Source organism: Arthrobacter sp. Leaf234 (assembly GCF_001422665.1).
Lineage (GTDB): Bacteria > Actinomycetota > Actinomycetes > Actinomycetales > Micrococcaceae > Arthrobacter_D.
Map to the genome: position 1 here is coordinate 1 of NZ_LMLU01000005.1, position 15,226 is coordinate 15,226.

Genomic DNA, 15,226 nt, shown 5'->3' on the forward strand with positions numbered 1-15,226 from the left:
CAAAGTTACGGCGGTCATAGCGTGGGGGAAACGCCCGGTCCCATTCCGAACCCGGAAGCTAAGACCCACAGCGCCGATGGTACTGCACCCGAGAGAGTGTGGGAGAGTAGGACACCGCCGGACAACACTTACAGGCTGAGGCCCCACACCACCAGGTGCGGGGCCTCACCCCATTAACCCCACAACCCCACACCCCCAACACCCAGCAGCCCGGCACAAGCCCGGCCAGGCCAGGTTCGAAGGCCCACAGCCGGGCAGCACCAACACGGCCAGGCCCAAAGGCCCACGGCTCGGCCGGCAAAGCCCATACCGCCGAGCCGCGCAGGATGCGGCACCCGATCCCACCCGGGCGATACTGTGCCGCGGGGAGGTGCGGTCGAGGTCACCAAGCGGCGGTAGGGTCGGGGCATGAGTGGATTGTTCTCGCACGCCTCCGCCGACGGAGATGCGCCCTCGGACCGCCCGGACATCCGGACGACGGTCTCCGTGCCCGCCTCCGCCGACCACGCCTGGGCGGGACTCGTCGAGCACCTCCACCTTTGGTGGCCGGCGGATCTCCTGAGCCGGTGGGGAACCGACAGCTTCTTCGACCTCGAGGACAACGCGCTCGTCGAGACGTCGGCGGAGGATGACGAGAATGTCTGGGGCGAGGTGACGGACAGTGCTTCCGGGCAGTGGATGCTGCTCAGATGGCGCGCTGCCGGCTCGACCACGACCACGGACCTTCGCCTGGGTGTGAGGGAGGACGCCGGTGTCCTCCATCGGGCGCGTGCCGGGGCAGCCGCTGAAGGTACATCCGGGTCCGGCGGAGCTGGGGTCGTCGACCAGGCGGAGGGGGATGGACCTGTCGAGACGACGCTGGACCTGACCCACAGTGGATGGACGCGCGCCGATCCGCATGACCTCTACGTCTTCTACCGCCAGTTCTGGCCCGAAGCCCTGGCGCGGTACCGCCGCTTCATGGGGGGATCATGATCGATGCATCCGCGCTGGGAGATCTCGAGGACATCCTGCCCGGTCGCGTGTCCACGTCTGCCGCCGATCTGACGAGCTACTCGCGCGATCAGGGGCCGGTGCTCGAGCCGGCCCTTCCCGTCGCGGTGGTCCGGGCAGAATCCGTGGCCGACGTGCAGGAGGTGCTGCGGTGGGCCACTCGCCACAGGGTCCCGGTCATCAGCCGTGGAGCCGGGTCGGGCGTGTCAGGCGGCGCCCACGCGACGACAGGGAGTGTCATCCTCTCGCTGGAGCTCATGACGCGCATCCTCGAGATCAATCCCGATGACGAGACCGCCGTCGTCGAACCGGGCGTGGTCAACGCCGCCCTGAACGACGCCGTAGCCGGCCATGGTCTGATGTATGCGCCGGATCCCGCCAGCTATCGGTGGTCGACGATCGGCGGGAATGTCGCCACAAACGCCGGTGGCCTGCGATGCGCCAAGTACGGGGTGACGCGTGACTCGGTCCTCGCACTGGATGTCGTTCTGGCGGACGGGACGCTGGTCAGGACCGGACACAGGACGTTCAAGGGTGTTGCAGGCTACGATCTGACGGCATTGATGACGGGCTCGGAAGGCACGCTCGGGGTGATCGTCGGGATCACCGTCCGGCTCCGCTACCTGCCGACGTCCGTCCACACCGTGGCGGCTTTCTTCGAGGACTTCACGAGCGCTGCGGCCGGGGTGCTCGCCATCGGACGGGCCAGAGTGCAACCGGCGATCCTGGAACTCCTCGACGGCAACACTCTCGAGGCGCTCGACGGCGCCCACGGGTCCGACCTCCGCCGTCGTGGGGGTTCCCTGCTCCTCGCGAGGACGGATGGGTACGGGGCGGCCGCGGAGGCGGAGCAGATCCGCGCAGTACTTCTCGGGCTGGGTGCACGCGTGAGCGACGAAGGCTCTGAGGAAGCGGACCGGCTGGTGGATCTCCGGCGGCACAGCAGGGGCGACGAGGTCGACGACCTGTACAGGGTGGGAGAGGACGTCGCCGTGCCCAAATCGCAGCTGGTCGGCTACGTCGCCGCACTGGAGGCGATGGCATCACGTCATCAGGTGCAGTTGAAGGTCGTGGCGCACGCCGGGGACGGAAACCTGCATCCCACCTTCTGGGTGGAACGACGGGAGGGGCCTCAGGCGCAGGAACGGCTGGAGTCGGCGCTGGACGAATCGGTCCGTTGCGCACTGGACCTGGGCGGCACGATCACCGGGGAGCACGGCGTGGGACAGTACAAGCGACGGTGGCTCGCCTGGGAGCAGGCGCCGGAGATCCTCGCGCTCCAAGCGCGGATCAAACAGGTGTTCGATCCTCTCGGCATCCTGAATCCGGGAAAGGCGATCGTCTCCTGATCGTTGCCTCGGGCTGCCCGAGGGACGCCCGGCCGCGATGATACTGTTCAGGAAATCGGTGGAACACACCGTCACTTTCATCGCGCCACGGGGAGCAGCATGTCTGACAACAATCCAGGATCGCAGGGCAACTCGCCCTACGGTCAGCAGAACCAGTCACAGTACGGTCAGAACCAGCCGCAGTACGGCCAGAACGCCCCGCAGTACGGCCAGAACGCGCCGCAGTACGGTGAACAGACTCCCACTGCCTACGGGCAGCAACAGGGTCAGTCACCCTACGGCCAGCAGGGTGGGAACAACTACCCGGGGCAGCAGGGCTACCAGGGGCAGGTCACCGAGAACCCGGGCAGGACGCTCGGCATCGTGGGCTTCATCCTCGCGATCCTGATCGCGCCGGTCGGCCTGATCATCAGCATCGTGGCGTTCGTGAAATCTCGGAGGGCCAAGATGGGCAACGGCTTCGCCCTCGCCGGCATCATCATCGGCATTCTCTTCACGATCGGACTGGCCGTCCTCATCATCGGGTTCATCGCTCTGATTCCCGCTTTCACCGAGTTGGCCGAACTGTGCCAGGGCGTCCCCAGTGGAACTCAGGTCGAGTTTCAGGGGACGACGACGACCTGCCCCTGATCGATATGTGAGGAAGGGCCGGCAGTCGATGGCTGCCGGCCCTTCGTCGTTGCAGCCTAGTTGTCCCGGTACTCGGAGTCCTCATCGATGCCGATGGTGCGGGCGTCGGCGGTCAGCATGATCTCCGCCTCGTCACGACGATGCCGTAGCTCGTCGTCGAGGTAGGACTGCACGGCCTCCGCCATCGGGACGTTGCGGTCCTCGCGCTCCGACATGTACCAGCGGTGCTCCAGGACCTCGTGCACCACCTCCGCGGGCTCGAGCTTCCCGCCCAGCTCCCGCGGGACGGCCCGGACGATCGGCTCGAAGACCTCGTTGACCCACAGGTGGGCGCTGAATTCCTCGTCGAGGGTCGGATTGTTGTCCGCCCGGTAGGCGTCCATGTCGTTGAGCAGGCGCCGTGCCTGGTTCTCCTGCGCGTCGAGGCCGGTCAGCCGCAGCAGCCTGCGACTGTGGTGCCCAGCGTCCACGACCTTGGGCTGCAGCTGGATCTGCGTCCCGTTGACGGCCGTCTTGATGGCATATTCCTCGACGTCGAAGCCGAGCTCGTTGAGGCGCCGGATCCGGGCACCTACGCGCCAGCGCTCTCCGAGCTCGAAGGACTCCTTCTCGGTGAGCTCGGTCCACAGGCGGCGGTAGCTGTCCATGATCAGCTCGCTCGTCGCCAGCGGATCCACCTTCTCCTCGATCAGTCCGCCCTCGGCGAGGTCCATCAGTTCACCGGCGATGTTGACGCGGGCGATCTCGAGGTCGTATTCGCGCTGACCCGTCGACAGTTCGGGATACAGTTCGCCGGTCTCCGCGTCGACCAGGTACGCGGCGAAGGATCCCGCGTCGCGGCGGAACAGGGTGTTGGACAGGGAGACGTCCCCCCAGTAGAAGCCGATGAGGTGCAGGCGGACGAGGAGGAGCGCCTGGGCGTCGATGAGACGCGTGAGGGTATCGCGGCGGAGCGTCTGGGAGAACAGCGCGCGGTAGGGCAGTGAGAACTTCAGGTGCCGTGTGACGAGGACGGGATCGAGTTCGTCGCCGTCGGGAGTGGTCCGGCCCGAGATGACGGCGACGGGCTCCACGCAGGGAACATCCAGCCGCTGCAGCTTGCGGAGCATGTGGTATTCGTGCCGGGCGATGTGCTCGCTCGTCTCCTTGACGGCGATCACCGATCCGCCCAGATGTGCGAAGCGCACGATGTGCCGGGAGATGCCACGGGGGAGGGCTGCGAGTGCGCTGGCGGGCCACTGCTCCAGGGCGATGTGCCAGGGCAGGTCGAGCAGTTCGGGATCCGTCGCAGCGGCCGTGATGTTGAGGGACCCGAGGCTCGGGCTCTCCGACGACGCCGGGCGGAGCCTCGGGAGCTTGCCGGCCTGCTCGTAGTCGGTCGGCTCGTCATGCCACTGGGCGTTCGAGGTCTCGGTCATGGTGTTGCCTCCGGGTCGGGGCGGGAAGGGGCCTGCGTCAAGCGTAGTTGCCACCGACGCGACGATGGCGTCCACCGAGCCCCAGAGGGTACCCGGCGGACGCCACCGTCGTCGTACTGGTTGGCTCGTGCGCGGAGGACTAGACCGTCTCGGCCAGGCGGAGGCCGCTGCTCGTGTCGAACAGGTGTACGTGGCCCTGCTCGGGGCGGACGAACACGCTGTCACCCTTCATCGGCGGGCGGCGACCGTCGACGCGCACGACCATGTCGTGGTTCTTGCCGTCGAGCGTGGTGTGACCGTAGATGTAGGCGTCGGCGCCGAGTTCCTCGACGACGTCGACCTCGACGGGCAGTCCCTCACCGGTCGCGGACACGACGAGGTCCTCGGGACGGACACCCAGCGTGACGGTGTTCCCTGCTGCGGCGTCCAGGACGCTGCCGGGAACAGGGTAGACGATGCCGCCGAAGATGACGCCACCGTCGGCCACGGGCAGCTCGAGGAGGTTCATCGCGGGAGAGCCGATGAAGCCGGCCACGAAGACGTTCTTGGGACGCTCGTAGAGGTTGCGCGGGGTGTCGACCTGCTGCAGGATGCCGTCCTTCAGCACGGCGACGCGGTCTCCCATGGTCATGGCCTCGACCTGGTCGTGCGTGACGTAGACCGTGGTGACGCCGAGGCGGCGGGTGAGCGACGCGATCTGCGTACGGGTCTGCACGCGGAGCTTGGCGTCGAGGTTGGAGAGGGGCTCGTCCATGAGGAACACCTGCGGGTTACGCACGATGGCGCGGCCCATGGCGACACGCTGCCGCTGGCCACCGGAGAGGGCCTTCGGCTTGCGGTCCAGGTAGTCCTCGAGGTCGAGGAGCTTGGCGGCCTCGCGGACGCGCTCGGCACGCTCCTCCTTGGAGACGCCCGCGATCTTCAGGGCGAAGCCCATGTTGTCGGCGACCGACATGTGGGGGTAGAGCGCGTAGTTCTGGAAGACCATCGCGATGTCGCGATCCTTCGGGGGGACGTCGGTGACGTCACGGTCGCCGATGAGGATGCGTCCGGAGTTCACGTCCTCGAGGCCGGCGAGCATGCGCAGCGAGGTGGACTTCCCGCAACCGGAGGGGCCGACGAGGACGAGGAATTCGCCGTCGGCGATGTCGATGTCCAGCTTGTCGACGGCGGGCTTCTCTGTGCCCGGGTACAGGCGCGTGGCCTGGTCAAACGTTACCGTTGCCATGGTGGTGGTTCCTTTTCACGGGCAGGTACGTGCCCGACGATCCGTAGTGAATGGAAGAGTATTCAGTTGTGGTGCGCGACCCGCCAGCAGTACCGGTGACGTTGGTCACGCTTGGAGCAGTATGACACGTTCAGCTGATTGGTGCACGGGATGTGCGCAAGGACACCAGTTCCTCGAGCACCTCGGAGAAGGCCTCGGGCGTGGCGACGGTGAACGGCGCGGACGTCGGGCCCGGGCCGATCCTGATGCCGACGTCGCCCGGGCGGAGGGTGAGTTGGGCGTGCTCGTCGGTGACGTCGTCGCCGGCGAACAGGAGTGCGGTCGCTCCCGTGGTCTCCCGGAGCAGAGCCAGCCCCTGGCCCTTGTCCGCTCTGATGACCGAGACCTCGAGCACGCGCTTGCCGTCGGTGACGCTGATGTCCCCGAGCGGCGCGAGGCCGGCACGGGCAGCTGTCACGGCAGCATCGGCGACGTCGTCGGCCGCTGTTCTCGTGTGGAGGACGACCCCGGCGGGCTTGAACTCGATGCGGGTACCCGAATGCGTTGCGACGGTGTGTTCGACGACGTCGACGGCCCGGGCGAGAAGCCCGGCCTGATCCGCGGTCAGGGCGAGGGCCACGCCGTCGGGTCCCGTCCACGTCTCTGCCCCGTGGCTGCCGATCAGCAGCATGTCCTCGGGCGGTTCTGCCACCACGCGCAGGCTGTCGAGGGCTCGGCCCGAGATCAGCGCCGTCGTCGTGCCCGGCAGTCCAGCCAGCGCTCGCAGCGCAGCGGCCGACGCCGGGAGGGCGCGTGCGTCCTCCGCCCTCTCGACCAGGGGTGCGAGGGTCCCGTCGAAGTCGAGGGCGACGAGCAGCCGGGGCGTGGCGGCGAGCGACGCGAGGGCGGAGAGCAGCTCCGGCTCAAGCGCCATGACCCGCACTTCCCGCGTGCAGGGCGTTGAGGAAGGCCTGAGACCAGCGTTCGACGTCGTTGTGGACCACCTGGCGGCGCATCAGCCGCATGCGCCGCATGGCCTCCGTCTTCGGCATGGAGATCGCCGTGACGATGGCGGTCTTCAGGCCGTCGATGTCGTGCGGATTCACGAGGATGGCCTGGCGGAGCGTATCCGCGGCGCCTGCGAATTCGCTGAGTACAAGCATGCCGGTGTTGTTCGTGCGCGCCGCCACGTATTCCTTGGCGACGAGGTTCATGCCGTCCCGCAGGGCGGTCACCAGCATGACGTCGGCGGCGAGGTACAGGGCCACCATCTCCTCGACGGGATAGCTGTGGTGCAGATAGCGGATGGCGGTGTTCTTCATGGTGTCGTGGGTGCCGTTGATGCGGCCGACGGCGCCCTCGATGTCCTCGCGGAGGATCCGGTACTGCTCCACCCGCTCGCGGCTGGGGCTCGCGACCTGGATGAGGGCGGCGTCCTCGACCGTGATCGCGCCGTCCTCGAGCAGCTCGCCGTACGCCTTCAGGCGATGGCCGATGCCCTTGGTGTAGTCGAGGCGGTCCACGCCGAGGAGGATGTGCTGCGGGTCGCCGAGCTCGCGCCGGATCTCGCGGGAGCGCTCGATCACGTCGGGCCGCTGCGCGAGTTCCGTGATCGACGCCGTGTCGATCGAGATGGGGAACGCCTCCGCGCGGGAGACGTAGGCAGGGGTGCCGTCGTCGCCCTCGGGGACCTGTACCTGCTGGGCCTTGATGGTGTGGCCCTTGAAGCGGCGGACGCACCGCAGGAAGTTGCTCGCGTCGCTGGGACGCTGGAAGCCGATGAGGTCGGCACCGAGGAGACCCTCGATCACCTGGCGGCGCCACGGGAGCTGCGCGTAGATCTCGAGCGGGGGGAAGGGGATGTGGTTGAAGAAGCCGATCTTGAGGTCCGGCCGGGCCTGCCTCAGCATCTTGGGCACGAGCTGCAGCTGGTAGTCCTGGACCCAGACGGTGGCGCCCTCGGCCGCGACGGACGCCGTCGCCGCAGCGAAGCGCTCGTTCACCTTCCGGTAGGAGTCCCACCAGGTGCGGTGGAACTCCGGCGAGGCGATGACGTCGTGGTAGAGCGGCCACAGCGTGGCGTTCGAGAAGCCCTCGTAGTAGAGCTCGACCTCCTCGGCGCTGAGCGGCACGGGGACGAGGCGCATATTCGCCTCGTCGAAGGGCTCGAGCGTCTCGTCGGACGCACCGTGCCAGCCGACCCAGGCGCCGTCGGCCTTCGCCATGACGGGCGCCAGTGCCGTCACCAGGCCTCCGGGGGACCGGCGCCAGGAGCTCTCCCCGTGCTCGTCCACCACGCGATCCACGGCGAGCCTGTTCGAGACGACGATGAAGTCGAAGTCCCCGAACCGGCCGTCGGTCGGGAAAGAGGGCTTCACGCCAGGTGTCGTGGACGGTTGTGCTGCGCTCAAAACTGGCTCCATCGCAGAAGGGGGATCTCCCGCCCGACTCTATCGGGTCGGGCAGGAGTCGGCCGGGGACGTGAGCTGGGCGGAAGCGCTCAGGTGCGGTCGATAGCATGGCCTCCCAGCACACCGACGAAGAGGACCGATGGCGCCCGCACCCGGACACAAGCCGACCAAAGCCCAGCGCACCGCCGCAACCCGTGAGCGGGAGCGGGTGGCTGCGGAGGAGCAGCAGCGGAAGGACCGCCGCAACGGGACGCTCGCCAAATGGGGCGTGGTGGTCGCGGGACTGATCGTCGTCGCCCTCATCGCGGTGGTGGTCATCAACACTGTGCGCGGCCGGATCCCCGACGCCGGGCCGGCGCCCCAGGGCGGCAATGCCCAAGGTGGCATCACGCTCCTGTCGAGCACCGACACGGCGCCGACGGGGACCGACACGGTGGACGTCGCGACTCTCCCCGCCGAGCCCGCAGCGGAGGGAGCCATCCCCGAGGGCATCACGTCCGTCACCAACGGTCCCCTGCAGGTGGTGGCGTACATCAACTGTGTGCACTGCGCGGACTTCGAGGCACGGCATTCCGAGCAGATCCTCTCGTGGCTGGACGCCGGCGAGATCACGTTCGAGTACCGCACCGTGGCCTACCTCGACCGCAACAGCAGCACCGAGTACTCCTCCCGCGCCGCGAACGCCGTCGCCTGTGTGGCCGACTCCGCGCCCGAGGCGTACTTCGACGTCAACCAGCGCCTGTTCGCGCACTACAAGCAGGGAGAGCTCGACGACGACGGCCTCGTGGCGCTCGCCGCGGACGCAGGCGCGGGGGACATCTCCGCGTGCGTGGAGGAGGGGACCTTCCGCCCATGGACGAAGTTCGCCACGGCTGCGGCTCAGGCGGCTGCCGTCGGCGGCACGCCGACGGTGTTCGTCAACGGTGCCGCGGTCCCGAACGCCGTCGAGGACTTCGAGACGACGGTCCAGGAGGAACTGGACGCCCGCAGCTGATTTCCGGCGGTGGCGGGCCTGGGCTACCCTTGTTGAGCGCTCGACTGCCCTCCAGCCAGGGGTGACGGCGCCCGCTGGCCCGGCCAGTTCGCCTCCTTAGCTCAGTTGGCCAGAGCACCGCTCTTGTAAAGCGGGGGTCGTCGGTTCGAATCCGACAGGAGGCTCCACACCCGCCTGCTGTTCCTCCCGCGAACACGCCCGATGCGCGGAACGCCGCCGGCTCTCAACCCCAGCCCTGCCGGTGCTCCTTGCCCCGCACGGCGTCGCGGACTGCACGCTCGAGGGACCGGTCATGGGATCGTCGCTCGGACGGGTTCTGCCGGCGGTGGAGGCTCTCGAGTTCGCGCTGCATCTTCCGGTAGCTCCGCCACCGCCGCTCCTCGAGTGCCCCGGACAGGAGGGCGAGCTGGACGGCGCAGCCGGGCTCGGCATCGTGCGCGCAGTCTCGGAACCTGCAGGAGGCGAACAGGTCCTCGATCTCGCCGAAGACCTCGGCCAGTCCGTCCTCGGCGTCCCAGAGGGCGAACCCCCGGAGCCCTGGTGTGTCCATGAGGACGGCGCCGTCGCCGATCGGTACCAGCTCCCTCGCCGTCGTCGTGTGCCTGCCGCGGCCATCGCCCACCCTGACCCGACCCGTGTCCTGCACATCCCGGCCGACGAGCGCATTGACGAGGCTCGACTTGCCGGCACCCGATGGCCCGAGGAGGGCGAGGGTGCGCCCCGCACCGACGCGGGCTCGCAGGTCATCGAGGCCGTCTCCGTCCTCGGCGGACGTGGTGAAGACCTCCACGCCCCGCGCACGCTCCACCGTGTCCGCGATGACGGCATCGAAACGGGAGCTGAGGTCAGCCTTGGTGAGCACCACGAGGGGGACGGCGCCAGAATCCCAGGCTGCGACCAGCGTCCGCTCCAGACGGTTCGCCGACAGCGCCTGGTCCAACGGGACGACGACACCCACCAGATCGACATTGGCGCCGAGCAGTTGCGCCTCCGCGAGCGGATCGTGGGCGCGTTTGCGCTGCAGGACCGCCCAGCGCGGAAGGACGCCGACGACGCGCGGATCCTCACCGCCGGAGACGGCGACCCAGTCGCCGGTCACGAGGGACTCGTGCGCCTGCACCCCGAGCAGGCCCTGTTCAGTGGCGAGGAGCAGGCGGGTGCGGTCCGCGCGGACCACCCGGGCGGGGGAGGCGGCCGGTGCAGCTGTGGACGGGAGATGGAGGGAGAAGAGGCGGGCGACACGGTCCGTGTAGCCGTACTGCTGAAGAGGGTTCAACGGAGATCCTCCGGGGAAGCTCCCCGGGCGCGGCTGGCCTCAGGGCTGGAGCGCAGGAACCGGGGAGGTGACGACGAGGGGGGTGGGGGCGGTGGTCGACGCGCCGACAGTGACGTTCTCCATGACCCACCTCCTGTCGTTCCTGAGGGACCCGTCCGGGCCCGCGAGAGCTCAGTGTAATCCGTTGCCGATCCGGACGACAGAGGTCAGGCCGATGTCCTGTCGGTCTTCTCCACCGATCGGCGCGCGGTCCTGCGCCTCGCGTCGCCGAGGTCCCGCCGGAACTTCTCCTCGTCCACGGCTGTGTTGCGGCTCATGCCCATGACCCAGACGACGATGACGACGGTGGCGAGAAGCCATACGGCGGCACCGGCGGCGACGAGGAGGGCGATCTGCAGGACAGTCATCGTGCTCCTCTCGTCATCGGACAGCGGGCGTCGCTTCGTCGCGGGTGCTCCATTGTCCCAGAGTGGCGCCGGACTGTCAGGTCGCCACCCCCGGGCGGTGGATACCGGACGCCGAGGGAGGATCAGCTGCGCTGATCGGGGCCCTGCGCCTGGACCTGCTCGGCCTCGCGCTTTTCGGTCCCGGTGGCCAGGACCAGCAGGGTGAGGGCCGCTGCGGCGAGCATGACGCACACCATCGCCACCTGGTCTCCGCCGAGCAGGCCGACGAAGGGGCTGAGGAGACCGGCCACGCCGGACTGCAGGGCGCCGCTGTCCGCCGCCGCCGTTCCCGCCCTGTGGCCGCAGTGGTGCAGTGCGAGCACGGAGGCGTTGGCCGGGGTCACAGACATCGCGCAGGCGCGCGGTCGGCCCGGCGAGCAGCTGCGGTGGGCGCAGATCGGAACGGCTGAAAAGGTGGACAGCAGGGGTTCGGCGCGTTAGCGCGGTGGCAGGCGGTGCGTCGTCACGCTGACTGCGCCGTCATCGACGACGGCGGTCATGTAGGTGCAGAACGGTTGGCGACGGCGGTCGGTGGGCGAGCCCGGATTGAGGAGCCGGAGACCGCCCGGCGCAGTGGTGTCCCATGGGATGTGGCTGTGGCCGAACACCAGGACATCGGTGTCCGGATGGAGCACCGCCATGCGGGCTTCCCGGCCCTGGCTCTGGCCGGTCTCATGGACGACGGCGAGCCGCACGCCCTCGAGCTCCGCCCGGGCGACGAGGGGGAGGCGCGAGCGCAGGTCGGCGCCGTCGTTGTTGCCGTAGCAGGCGATGAGTCGCCGGGCCCTCTCCTCCAGCTCGTCCAGCAGCCCCGTCCCGGTCCAGTCCCCTGCATGGACGACGACGTCGGCCGAGTCGACGGCGTCCCACACCTCGTCAGGCAGCACCCTGGCCCGCTTCGGCAGGTGGGTGTCGGCGAGGAGCGTCAGGCGGAGGACCATGGTGCCAAGTCTGCCGCGGAATCCGGCACTCAGGCACCCGTGACAAGCCGGGGACCCTATGGCATGCTTCCGTAAGCACGCTTACTAATCACGGTCCGGACCACGAGGAGGCAGACCATGCGGATCGACAAACAGCAGATCATCGACCTGCTGAAGAGCCAGGGCAAGGACGACCACGCCGATCAGGCACAGTCCGAGCTGCCGGATCAGGTGGACCCGGAACAGCACGCGGACCTGCTCGCCAGGATCGGCATCAACCCGACGGACCTGCTGGGCAAGATCCCGGGTCTCGGCGGTTTCGGGGGCCAGGTCGGCGCGGTGAACCGTCACCGCCACGAGGCAGGGAGACAGTGATGGAAACAGGACAAGCGGTATGGATCATCGTCGCGATCGTGGCTTCTGGCGATCATCGCCGTCGTCGCCGTTCTGGCGCGGAAGCGGGGGCATGCCCAGCGGAAGCGGCAGCAGGACGAGGACCGCCACAGGGCGGCCGAGATGCGCGAGCAGGCGAAGGCCACGGAATTGGACGCCCGTGAGCGCGAGGCTAAGGCGTCGATGGCGGAGGCCGAGGCGCAGCGCGCCGAGGTCGAGGCGCAACGGCTGCGGCAGCAGGCGCAGGAGCGACAGGCCGACGCGCACGGACTGCGTGAGAAGGTCACCCATCACAGCCAGGAGGCCGACGCACTGGACCCCGATGTGCCGACGGACAAGGATCGGCGCGGCCACTGAGCCGACCATCGGGAGGGAAGATTCATGACGGATACGCTGCGCGTGGTCATCACCGGTGCATCGAGCGGGATCGGGCGGGCAACCGCCCGGCTGTTCGCGGAGGAGGATGCCCGGCTGGTCCTCGCCGGGCGTGACGCCTCGACGCTCGAGGACGTCGCGGCAGAGTGCCGCGCCCTGGGGGCGACGGCGATCACCCTCCGCACGGACGTCTCCTCCGCCGAGGAGGTCGACCGCCTTGCCGACGCCGCCGTCGAGCGGTTCGGCGGAATCGACGTCTGGGTGGGTAATGCCTCCCTGTACAGCTTCGGTACGTTCGAGCAGACACCGCCCGATGTCTTCGACCGGCTCCTGTCCGTCAACCTCTCCGGACAGGTGTACGGGGCGCGGGCGGCGCTGCGCGTCTTCCGGCGCCAGGAGCACGGGGTGCTGGTCTCGGTGGCCTCCGTCTACTCGAGGATTACGTCGCCGCTCGTCAGCCCTTACGTCACCAGCAAGTTCGGCCTGCTCGGCTTCCTCGAGGTGCTGCGGATGGAACTGGCGAGCGCACCTGACATCCATGTCTGCGCCGTGCTCCCCGCAACCATCGACACGCCGATCCACCAACATGCCGCGAACCATACCGGCAGGGCCGTCCGGCCGCTCCCCCCGGTCACCGATCCCCTCCGGGTGGCACGGGCGATCGTGCGGGTCTCGCACGCACCACGCCGGCTGACCCAGGTGGGTCGGGTGCAGTCGTTGTTCGTCCACGCCCGTGCCCTCGCCCCCGCGGCGTACCAGGCCGTCGTGGCCCGTGCCTACCCTGCCCTCGCGCTCACGCGGGACGCGGCCCCCGTCTCGGACGGCAACGTGTTCCATCCGGATCGTCACTCCACCGGCGTGACCGGGGGGTGGCGCTGGTTCCCCCGGCTGCGGCGCATTGCCGGCGAGGCCGCCCGACGACGCTGACGGGCGGGCCACCCGCCCTCGGCTGGTCTCGCCGTTGCGGTCCCGTACCACCCGCCCGCGCAGCAACGGAAAAGGCGCCGGCAGGATGCGCCGACGCCTTCCTCCGCGCGGTGTCCGCCCATGTCACGGATGACCGTCAGCGGCTCACCACCATGTGCTCGTTGGGGACGCAATGGGTCATGGTCAGCCCCGTGACGTCACGGGGTCCGTTGTTCCCGAGGTTCTCCAGGCGGGCGAGCTCGTCCTCCGAGAGGGTCTGGCTCGCGAGCGGAGGTAGGTCCTTCACCTCGTCCAGGCCGATGCCGAGCCCTTCCCCGACGCGGGCACCCAGTTCGTCGTCCACCAGGTGGAAGTGCCACACCATGCGTTCCTGCACGGCGCGCGCGGCCTGCCCGATCAGGGTCACGAAGTTCCCGACCAGGTCATCCTTCTCCCACTGCTCGAGCAGCTGGTAGCGCTGACCGGCCTGCAGGTAGTCGTTGGTCAGCGGTATCCGCTTGCGCGTCAGCCGACCGGTGATCTCGGGGCCCTGGTCGTCGTGCGTGGGGTACTCGCCCTCGCGGAGTCCACCCGTGATCGAGGGCTCGTAGGTGACGTGCGGATTCTGGCCGGGCGCGAGGTCCGTCCCGTAGGACATCTGGCCACCGCGCTGGTTCGTGTGCACCGCTGCGTTCTTGGCGGAGTTCACGGGCAGCTGGAGGTAGTTCGGTCCCACACGGTATCGCTGGGCATCGCTGTAGCTGAAGGTCCGCCCCACGAGCATCTTGTCGTCGGAGAAATCGAGTCCGTCGACCAGCACGCCGGTGCCGAAGGACAGCTGCTCGTTCTCGTTGTGGTGATCGGCCACGTTCCGGTTGAGCGTCATGGTGCCCACGAGCTTCGGCTCGAAATCCTGCTCCGGCCAGGTCTTGGTGTCGTCGAGCGGGTCGAAGTCGAGTTCCGGGTGGTCGCCGTCGTCCATGAGCTGGACGTACAGGTCCCACGTCGGGTACTCGCCACGCTCGATGGCTTCGTAGAGGTCCTTCGACGCATGTCCGAGATCGGTGGCCTGGATGGTGGCGGCGTCCTCCTCGGTGAGGCTCTTCACGCCCTGGTGCGGCTGCCAGGTGTACTTCACGAGCTTCGTCCCGCCCCCGGCGTCCACCCACTTGTACGTGTTGACACCGAATCCCTGGATGTGGCGGTAGTCCGCGGGGATGCCGCGCGGGCTGAAGAGGTTGACGAGCATGTGCATGGACTCCGGGGTCTGCGACATGAAGTCGAAGATGCGGCCCGGCTCCTGCCGGAAGGTGACGGGGTCCGGCTTCAGCGCGTGGATGACGTCCGGGAACTTGATGGCGTCGCGGATGAAGAACACGGCGAGGTTGGTGCCCACCAGATCCCAGTTGCCGTCCTCGGTGTAGAACTTGACCGCGAACCCGCGGGGGTCCCGCGCGGCTTCCGAGGAGTCACGGCCACCGATGACGGTGGAGAAGCGGACGGCGACCTCGGTCTTCTTGCCCGGCTCGGAGAAGAGCTTCGCGCGGGTGTAGGCGGCGATCGGCTCGGCTCCCCACCGGCCGGTGGCCTCGAACTCACCGAAGGCGACGGCGCCGCGGGCATGGACCACGCGCTCCGGGATGCGCTCGCGGTCGAAGTGGCTGATCTTCTCGAGGAACTGGTAGTTCTCGAGGGTGGCGGGGCCCCGCTCGCCCACCGTGCGGGAGTTCTGGTTGTCGTAGACCTGGTGGCCCTGGCGGTTCGTCAGGACGGCACGGTCATCGCCCTCGGCGGGTGGCTGGCCGGCGACATCGGTCATGGGGTTCTCCTCACAGCGGACTCTGGTCGTTTCGGGCAGCGGGGATGCCCTGCCGGCTCCCCATGTCCGCTCTCGACGCTACCCAAGCC

16 protein-coding genes, 1 tRNA gene and 1 rRNA gene are annotated in these 15,226 nt (G+C 68.7%); 9 read left to right on the top strand and 9 right to left on the bottom strand.

All coding sequences use genetic code 11. From position 1 onward, the window contains the following. Window positions 1–6: 6 nt before the first annotated feature. From rrf to ASF21_RS07860, 4 genes are all read left to right on the top strand, one after another. Window positions 7–123 (top strand): 5S ribosomal RNA (gene rrf / locus ASF21_RS07845). A 285-nt stretch (window positions 124–408) separates the two neighbouring features. Further along, window positions 409–975 (top strand): hypothetical protein, encoded by a 567-nt coding sequence (locus ASF21_RS07850; RefSeq protein ID WP_157365812.1) that lies wholly within the window; start codon window positions 409–411, stop codon window positions 973–975. Beyond that, window positions 972–2,342 (top strand): FAD-binding oxidoreductase, encoded by a 1,371-nt coding sequence (locus ASF21_RS07855; RefSeq protein ID WP_055769443.1) that lies wholly within the window; start codon window positions 972–974, stop codon window positions 2,340–2,342. The genes ASF21_RS07850 and ASF21_RS07855 overlap by 4 nt, the downstream gene beginning before the upstream one ends. A 99-nt stretch (window positions 2,343–2,441) precedes the next feature. Continuing rightward, a complete protein-coding gene (locus tag ASF21_RS07860; RefSeq protein WP_055769444.1) occupies window positions 2,442–2,972 on the top strand; it encodes a DUF4190 domain-containing protein in 531 nt (176 codons plus the stop codon). Between the two features lie 56 nt (window positions 2,973–3,028). Here ASF21_RS07860 and ASF21_RS07865 read toward each other — a convergent pair whose 3' ends face one another. The 4 genes from ASF21_RS07865 to ASF21_RS07880 form a co-directional block, all read right to left on the bottom strand. Then, complete coding sequence (locus tag ASF21_RS07865; protein ID WP_055769446.1) at window positions 3,029–4,390, bottom strand: DUF4032 domain-containing protein; 1,362 nt, start codon at window positions 4,388–4,390, stop codon at window positions 3,029–3,031. Between the two features lie 139 nt (window positions 4,391–4,529). After that, window positions 4,530–5,618, bottom strand: a complete 1,089-nt coding sequence (locus ASF21_RS07870) for an ABC transporter ATP-binding protein (RefSeq protein ID WP_055769448.1) — start codon at window positions 5,616–5,618, stop codon at window positions 4,530–4,532. 130 nt (window positions 5,619–5,748) lie between these two features. Then, window positions 5,749–6,531: a trehalose-phosphatase gene (gene otsB, locus ASF21_RS07875; protein ID WP_055769450.1), complete on the bottom strand. Its 783-nt coding sequence runs from the start codon at window positions 6,529–6,531 to the stop codon at window positions 5,749–5,751. Continuing rightward, window positions 6,521–8,020 carry an alpha,alpha-trehalose-phosphate synthase (UDP-forming) gene (locus tag ASF21_RS07880; protein WP_082471370.1) on the bottom strand — a complete coding sequence of 500 codons (1,500 nt, stop codon included), beginning with the start codon at window positions 8,018–8,020 and terminating at the stop codon, window positions 6,521–6,523. The genes otsB and ASF21_RS07880 overlap by 11 nt, the downstream gene beginning before the upstream one ends. A 127-nt stretch (window positions 8,021–8,147) precedes the next feature. Between ASF21_RS07880 and ASF21_RS07885 the strand changes: the two genes are divergently transcribed. Together ASF21_RS07885 and ASF21_RS07890 are read left to right on the top strand one after the other, a co-directional pair. Beyond that, window positions 8,148–9,002: a DsbA family protein gene (locus ASF21_RS07885; protein ID WP_055769455.1), complete on the top strand. Its 855-nt coding sequence runs from the start codon at window positions 8,148–8,150 to the stop codon at window positions 9,000–9,002. A gap of 90 nt (window positions 9,003–9,092) precedes the next feature. Beyond that, a tRNA-Thr gene (locus ASF21_RS07890) sits at window positions 9,093–9,169 on the top strand. Window positions 9,170–9,225: 56 nt separating this feature from the next. On the opposite strand, the gene rsgA is transcribed toward ASF21_RS07890, so the two are convergent. The 4 genes from rsgA to ASF21_RS07910 form a co-directional block, all read right to left on the bottom strand. Next, window positions 9,226–10,278 carry a ribosome small subunit-dependent GTPase A gene (gene rsgA / locus ASF21_RS07895; protein ID WP_055769457.1) on the bottom strand — a complete coding sequence of 351 codons (1,053 nt, stop codon included), beginning with the start codon at window positions 10,276–10,278 and terminating at the stop codon, window positions 9,226–9,228. Between the two features lie 206 nt (window positions 10,279–10,484). Next, window positions 10,485–10,685, bottom strand: a complete 201-nt coding sequence (locus ASF21_RS07900) for a hypothetical protein (RefSeq protein ID WP_055769458.1) — start codon at window positions 10,683–10,685, stop codon at window positions 10,485–10,487. Between the two features lie 122 nt (window positions 10,686–10,807). Beyond that, on the bottom strand, window positions 10,808–11,074 hold the full coding sequence (locus ASF21_RS07905) for a hypothetical protein (RefSeq protein WP_157365813.1): 267 nt from the start codon (window positions 11,072–11,074) through the stop codon (window positions 10,808–10,810). Window positions 11,075–11,161: 87 nt separating this feature from the next. Beyond that, window positions 11,162–11,665, bottom strand: a complete 504-nt coding sequence (locus ASF21_RS07910) for a metallophosphoesterase family protein (RefSeq protein WP_055769462.1) — start codon at window positions 11,663–11,665, stop codon at window positions 11,162–11,164. A 117-nt stretch (window positions 11,666–11,782) separates the two neighbouring features. Between ASF21_RS07910 and ASF21_RS07915 the strand changes: the two genes are divergently transcribed. From ASF21_RS07915 to ASF21_RS07925, 3 genes are all read left to right on the top strand, one after another. After that, window positions 11,783–12,019, top strand: a complete 237-nt coding sequence (locus tag ASF21_RS07915) for a hypothetical protein (protein ID WP_055769464.1) — start codon at window positions 11,783–11,785, stop codon at window positions 12,017–12,019. A 141-nt stretch (window positions 12,020–12,160) separates the two neighbouring features. After that, entirely contained in the window at window positions 12,161–12,394 is a 234-nt protein-coding gene (locus tag ASF21_RS07920) for a hypothetical protein (RefSeq protein ID WP_055769467.1), read from the top strand. A gap of 24 nt (window positions 12,395–12,418) precedes the next feature. Continuing rightward, the gene (locus tag ASF21_RS07925; RefSeq protein ID WP_055769469.1) at window positions 12,419–13,339 is read left to right on the top strand and encodes an SDR family NAD(P)-dependent oxidoreductase; all 921 of its coding nucleotides are present in this window, start codon (window positions 12,419–12,421) and stop codon (window positions 13,337–13,339) included. 136 nt (window positions 13,340–13,475) lie between these two features. Here ASF21_RS07925 and ASF21_RS07930 read toward each other — a convergent pair whose 3' ends face one another. Continuing rightward, a complete protein-coding gene (locus ASF21_RS07930) occupies window positions 13,476–15,137 on the bottom strand; it encodes a catalase (RefSeq protein WP_055769471.1) in 1,662 nt (553 codons plus the stop codon). Window positions 15,138–15,226: the final 89 nt, after the last annotated feature.

What these genes read in the sequence shown, in the direction of transcription:
- ASF21_RS07850 (WP_157365812.1), top strand. Translation starts at nt 409, where the DNA reads ATGAGTGGATTGTTCTCGCACGCCTCCGCCGACGGAGATGCGCCCTCG.
- ASF21_RS07855 (WP_055769443.1), top strand. Translation starts at nt 972, where the DNA reads ATGATCGATGCATCCGCGCTGGGAGATCTCGAGGACATCCTGCCCGGT.
- ASF21_RS07860 (WP_055769444.1), top strand. Translation starts at nt 2,442, where the DNA reads ATGTCTGACAACAATCCAGGATCGCAGGGCAACTCGCCCTACGGTCAG.
- ASF21_RS07865 (WP_055769446.1), bottom strand. Translation starts at nt 4,390, where the DNA reads ATGACCGAGACCTCGAACGCCCAGTGGCATGACGAGCCGACCGACTAC.
- ASF21_RS07870 (WP_055769448.1), bottom strand. Translation starts at nt 5,618, where the DNA reads ATGGCAACGGTAACGTTTGACCAGGCCACGCGCCTGTACCCGGGCACA.
- otsB (WP_055769450.1), bottom strand. Translation starts at nt 6,531, where the DNA reads ATGGCGCTTGAGCCGGAGCTGCTCTCCGCCCTCGCGTCGCTCGCCGCC.
- ASF21_RS07880 (WP_082471370.1), bottom strand. Translation starts at nt 8,020, where the DNA reads ATGGAGCCAGTTTTGAGCGCAGCACAACCGTCCACGACACCTGGCGTG.
- ASF21_RS07885 (WP_055769455.1), top strand. Translation starts at nt 8,148, where the DNA reads ATGGCGCCCGCACCCGGACACAAGCCGACCAAAGCCCAGCGCACCGCC.
- ASF21_RS07900 (WP_055769458.1), bottom strand. Translation starts at nt 10,685, where the DNA reads ATGACTGTCCTGCAGATCGCCCTCCTCGTCGCCGCCGGTGCCGCCGTA.
- ASF21_RS07905 (WP_157365813.1), bottom strand. Translation starts at nt 11,074, where the DNA reads ATGTCTGTGACCCCGGCCAACGCCTCCGTGCTCGCACTGCACCACTGC.
- ASF21_RS07910 (WP_055769462.1), bottom strand. Translation starts at nt 11,665, where the DNA reads ATGGTCCTCCGCCTGACGCTCCTCGCCGACACCCACCTGCCGAAGCGG.
- ASF21_RS07915 (WP_055769464.1), top strand. Translation starts at nt 11,783, where the DNA reads ATGCGGATCGACAAACAGCAGATCATCGACCTGCTGAAGAGCCAGGGC.
- ASF21_RS07920 (WP_055769467.1), top strand. Translation starts at nt 12,161, where the DNA reads ATGCGCGAGCAGGCGAAGGCCACGGAATTGGACGCCCGTGAGCGCGAG.
- ASF21_RS07925 (WP_055769469.1), top strand. Translation starts at nt 12,419, where the DNA reads ATGACGGATACGCTGCGCGTGGTCATCACCGGTGCATCGAGCGGGATC.
- ASF21_RS07930 (WP_055769471.1), bottom strand. Translation starts at nt 15,137, where the DNA reads ATGACCGATGTCGCCGGCCAGCCACCCGCCGAGGGCGATGACCGTGCC.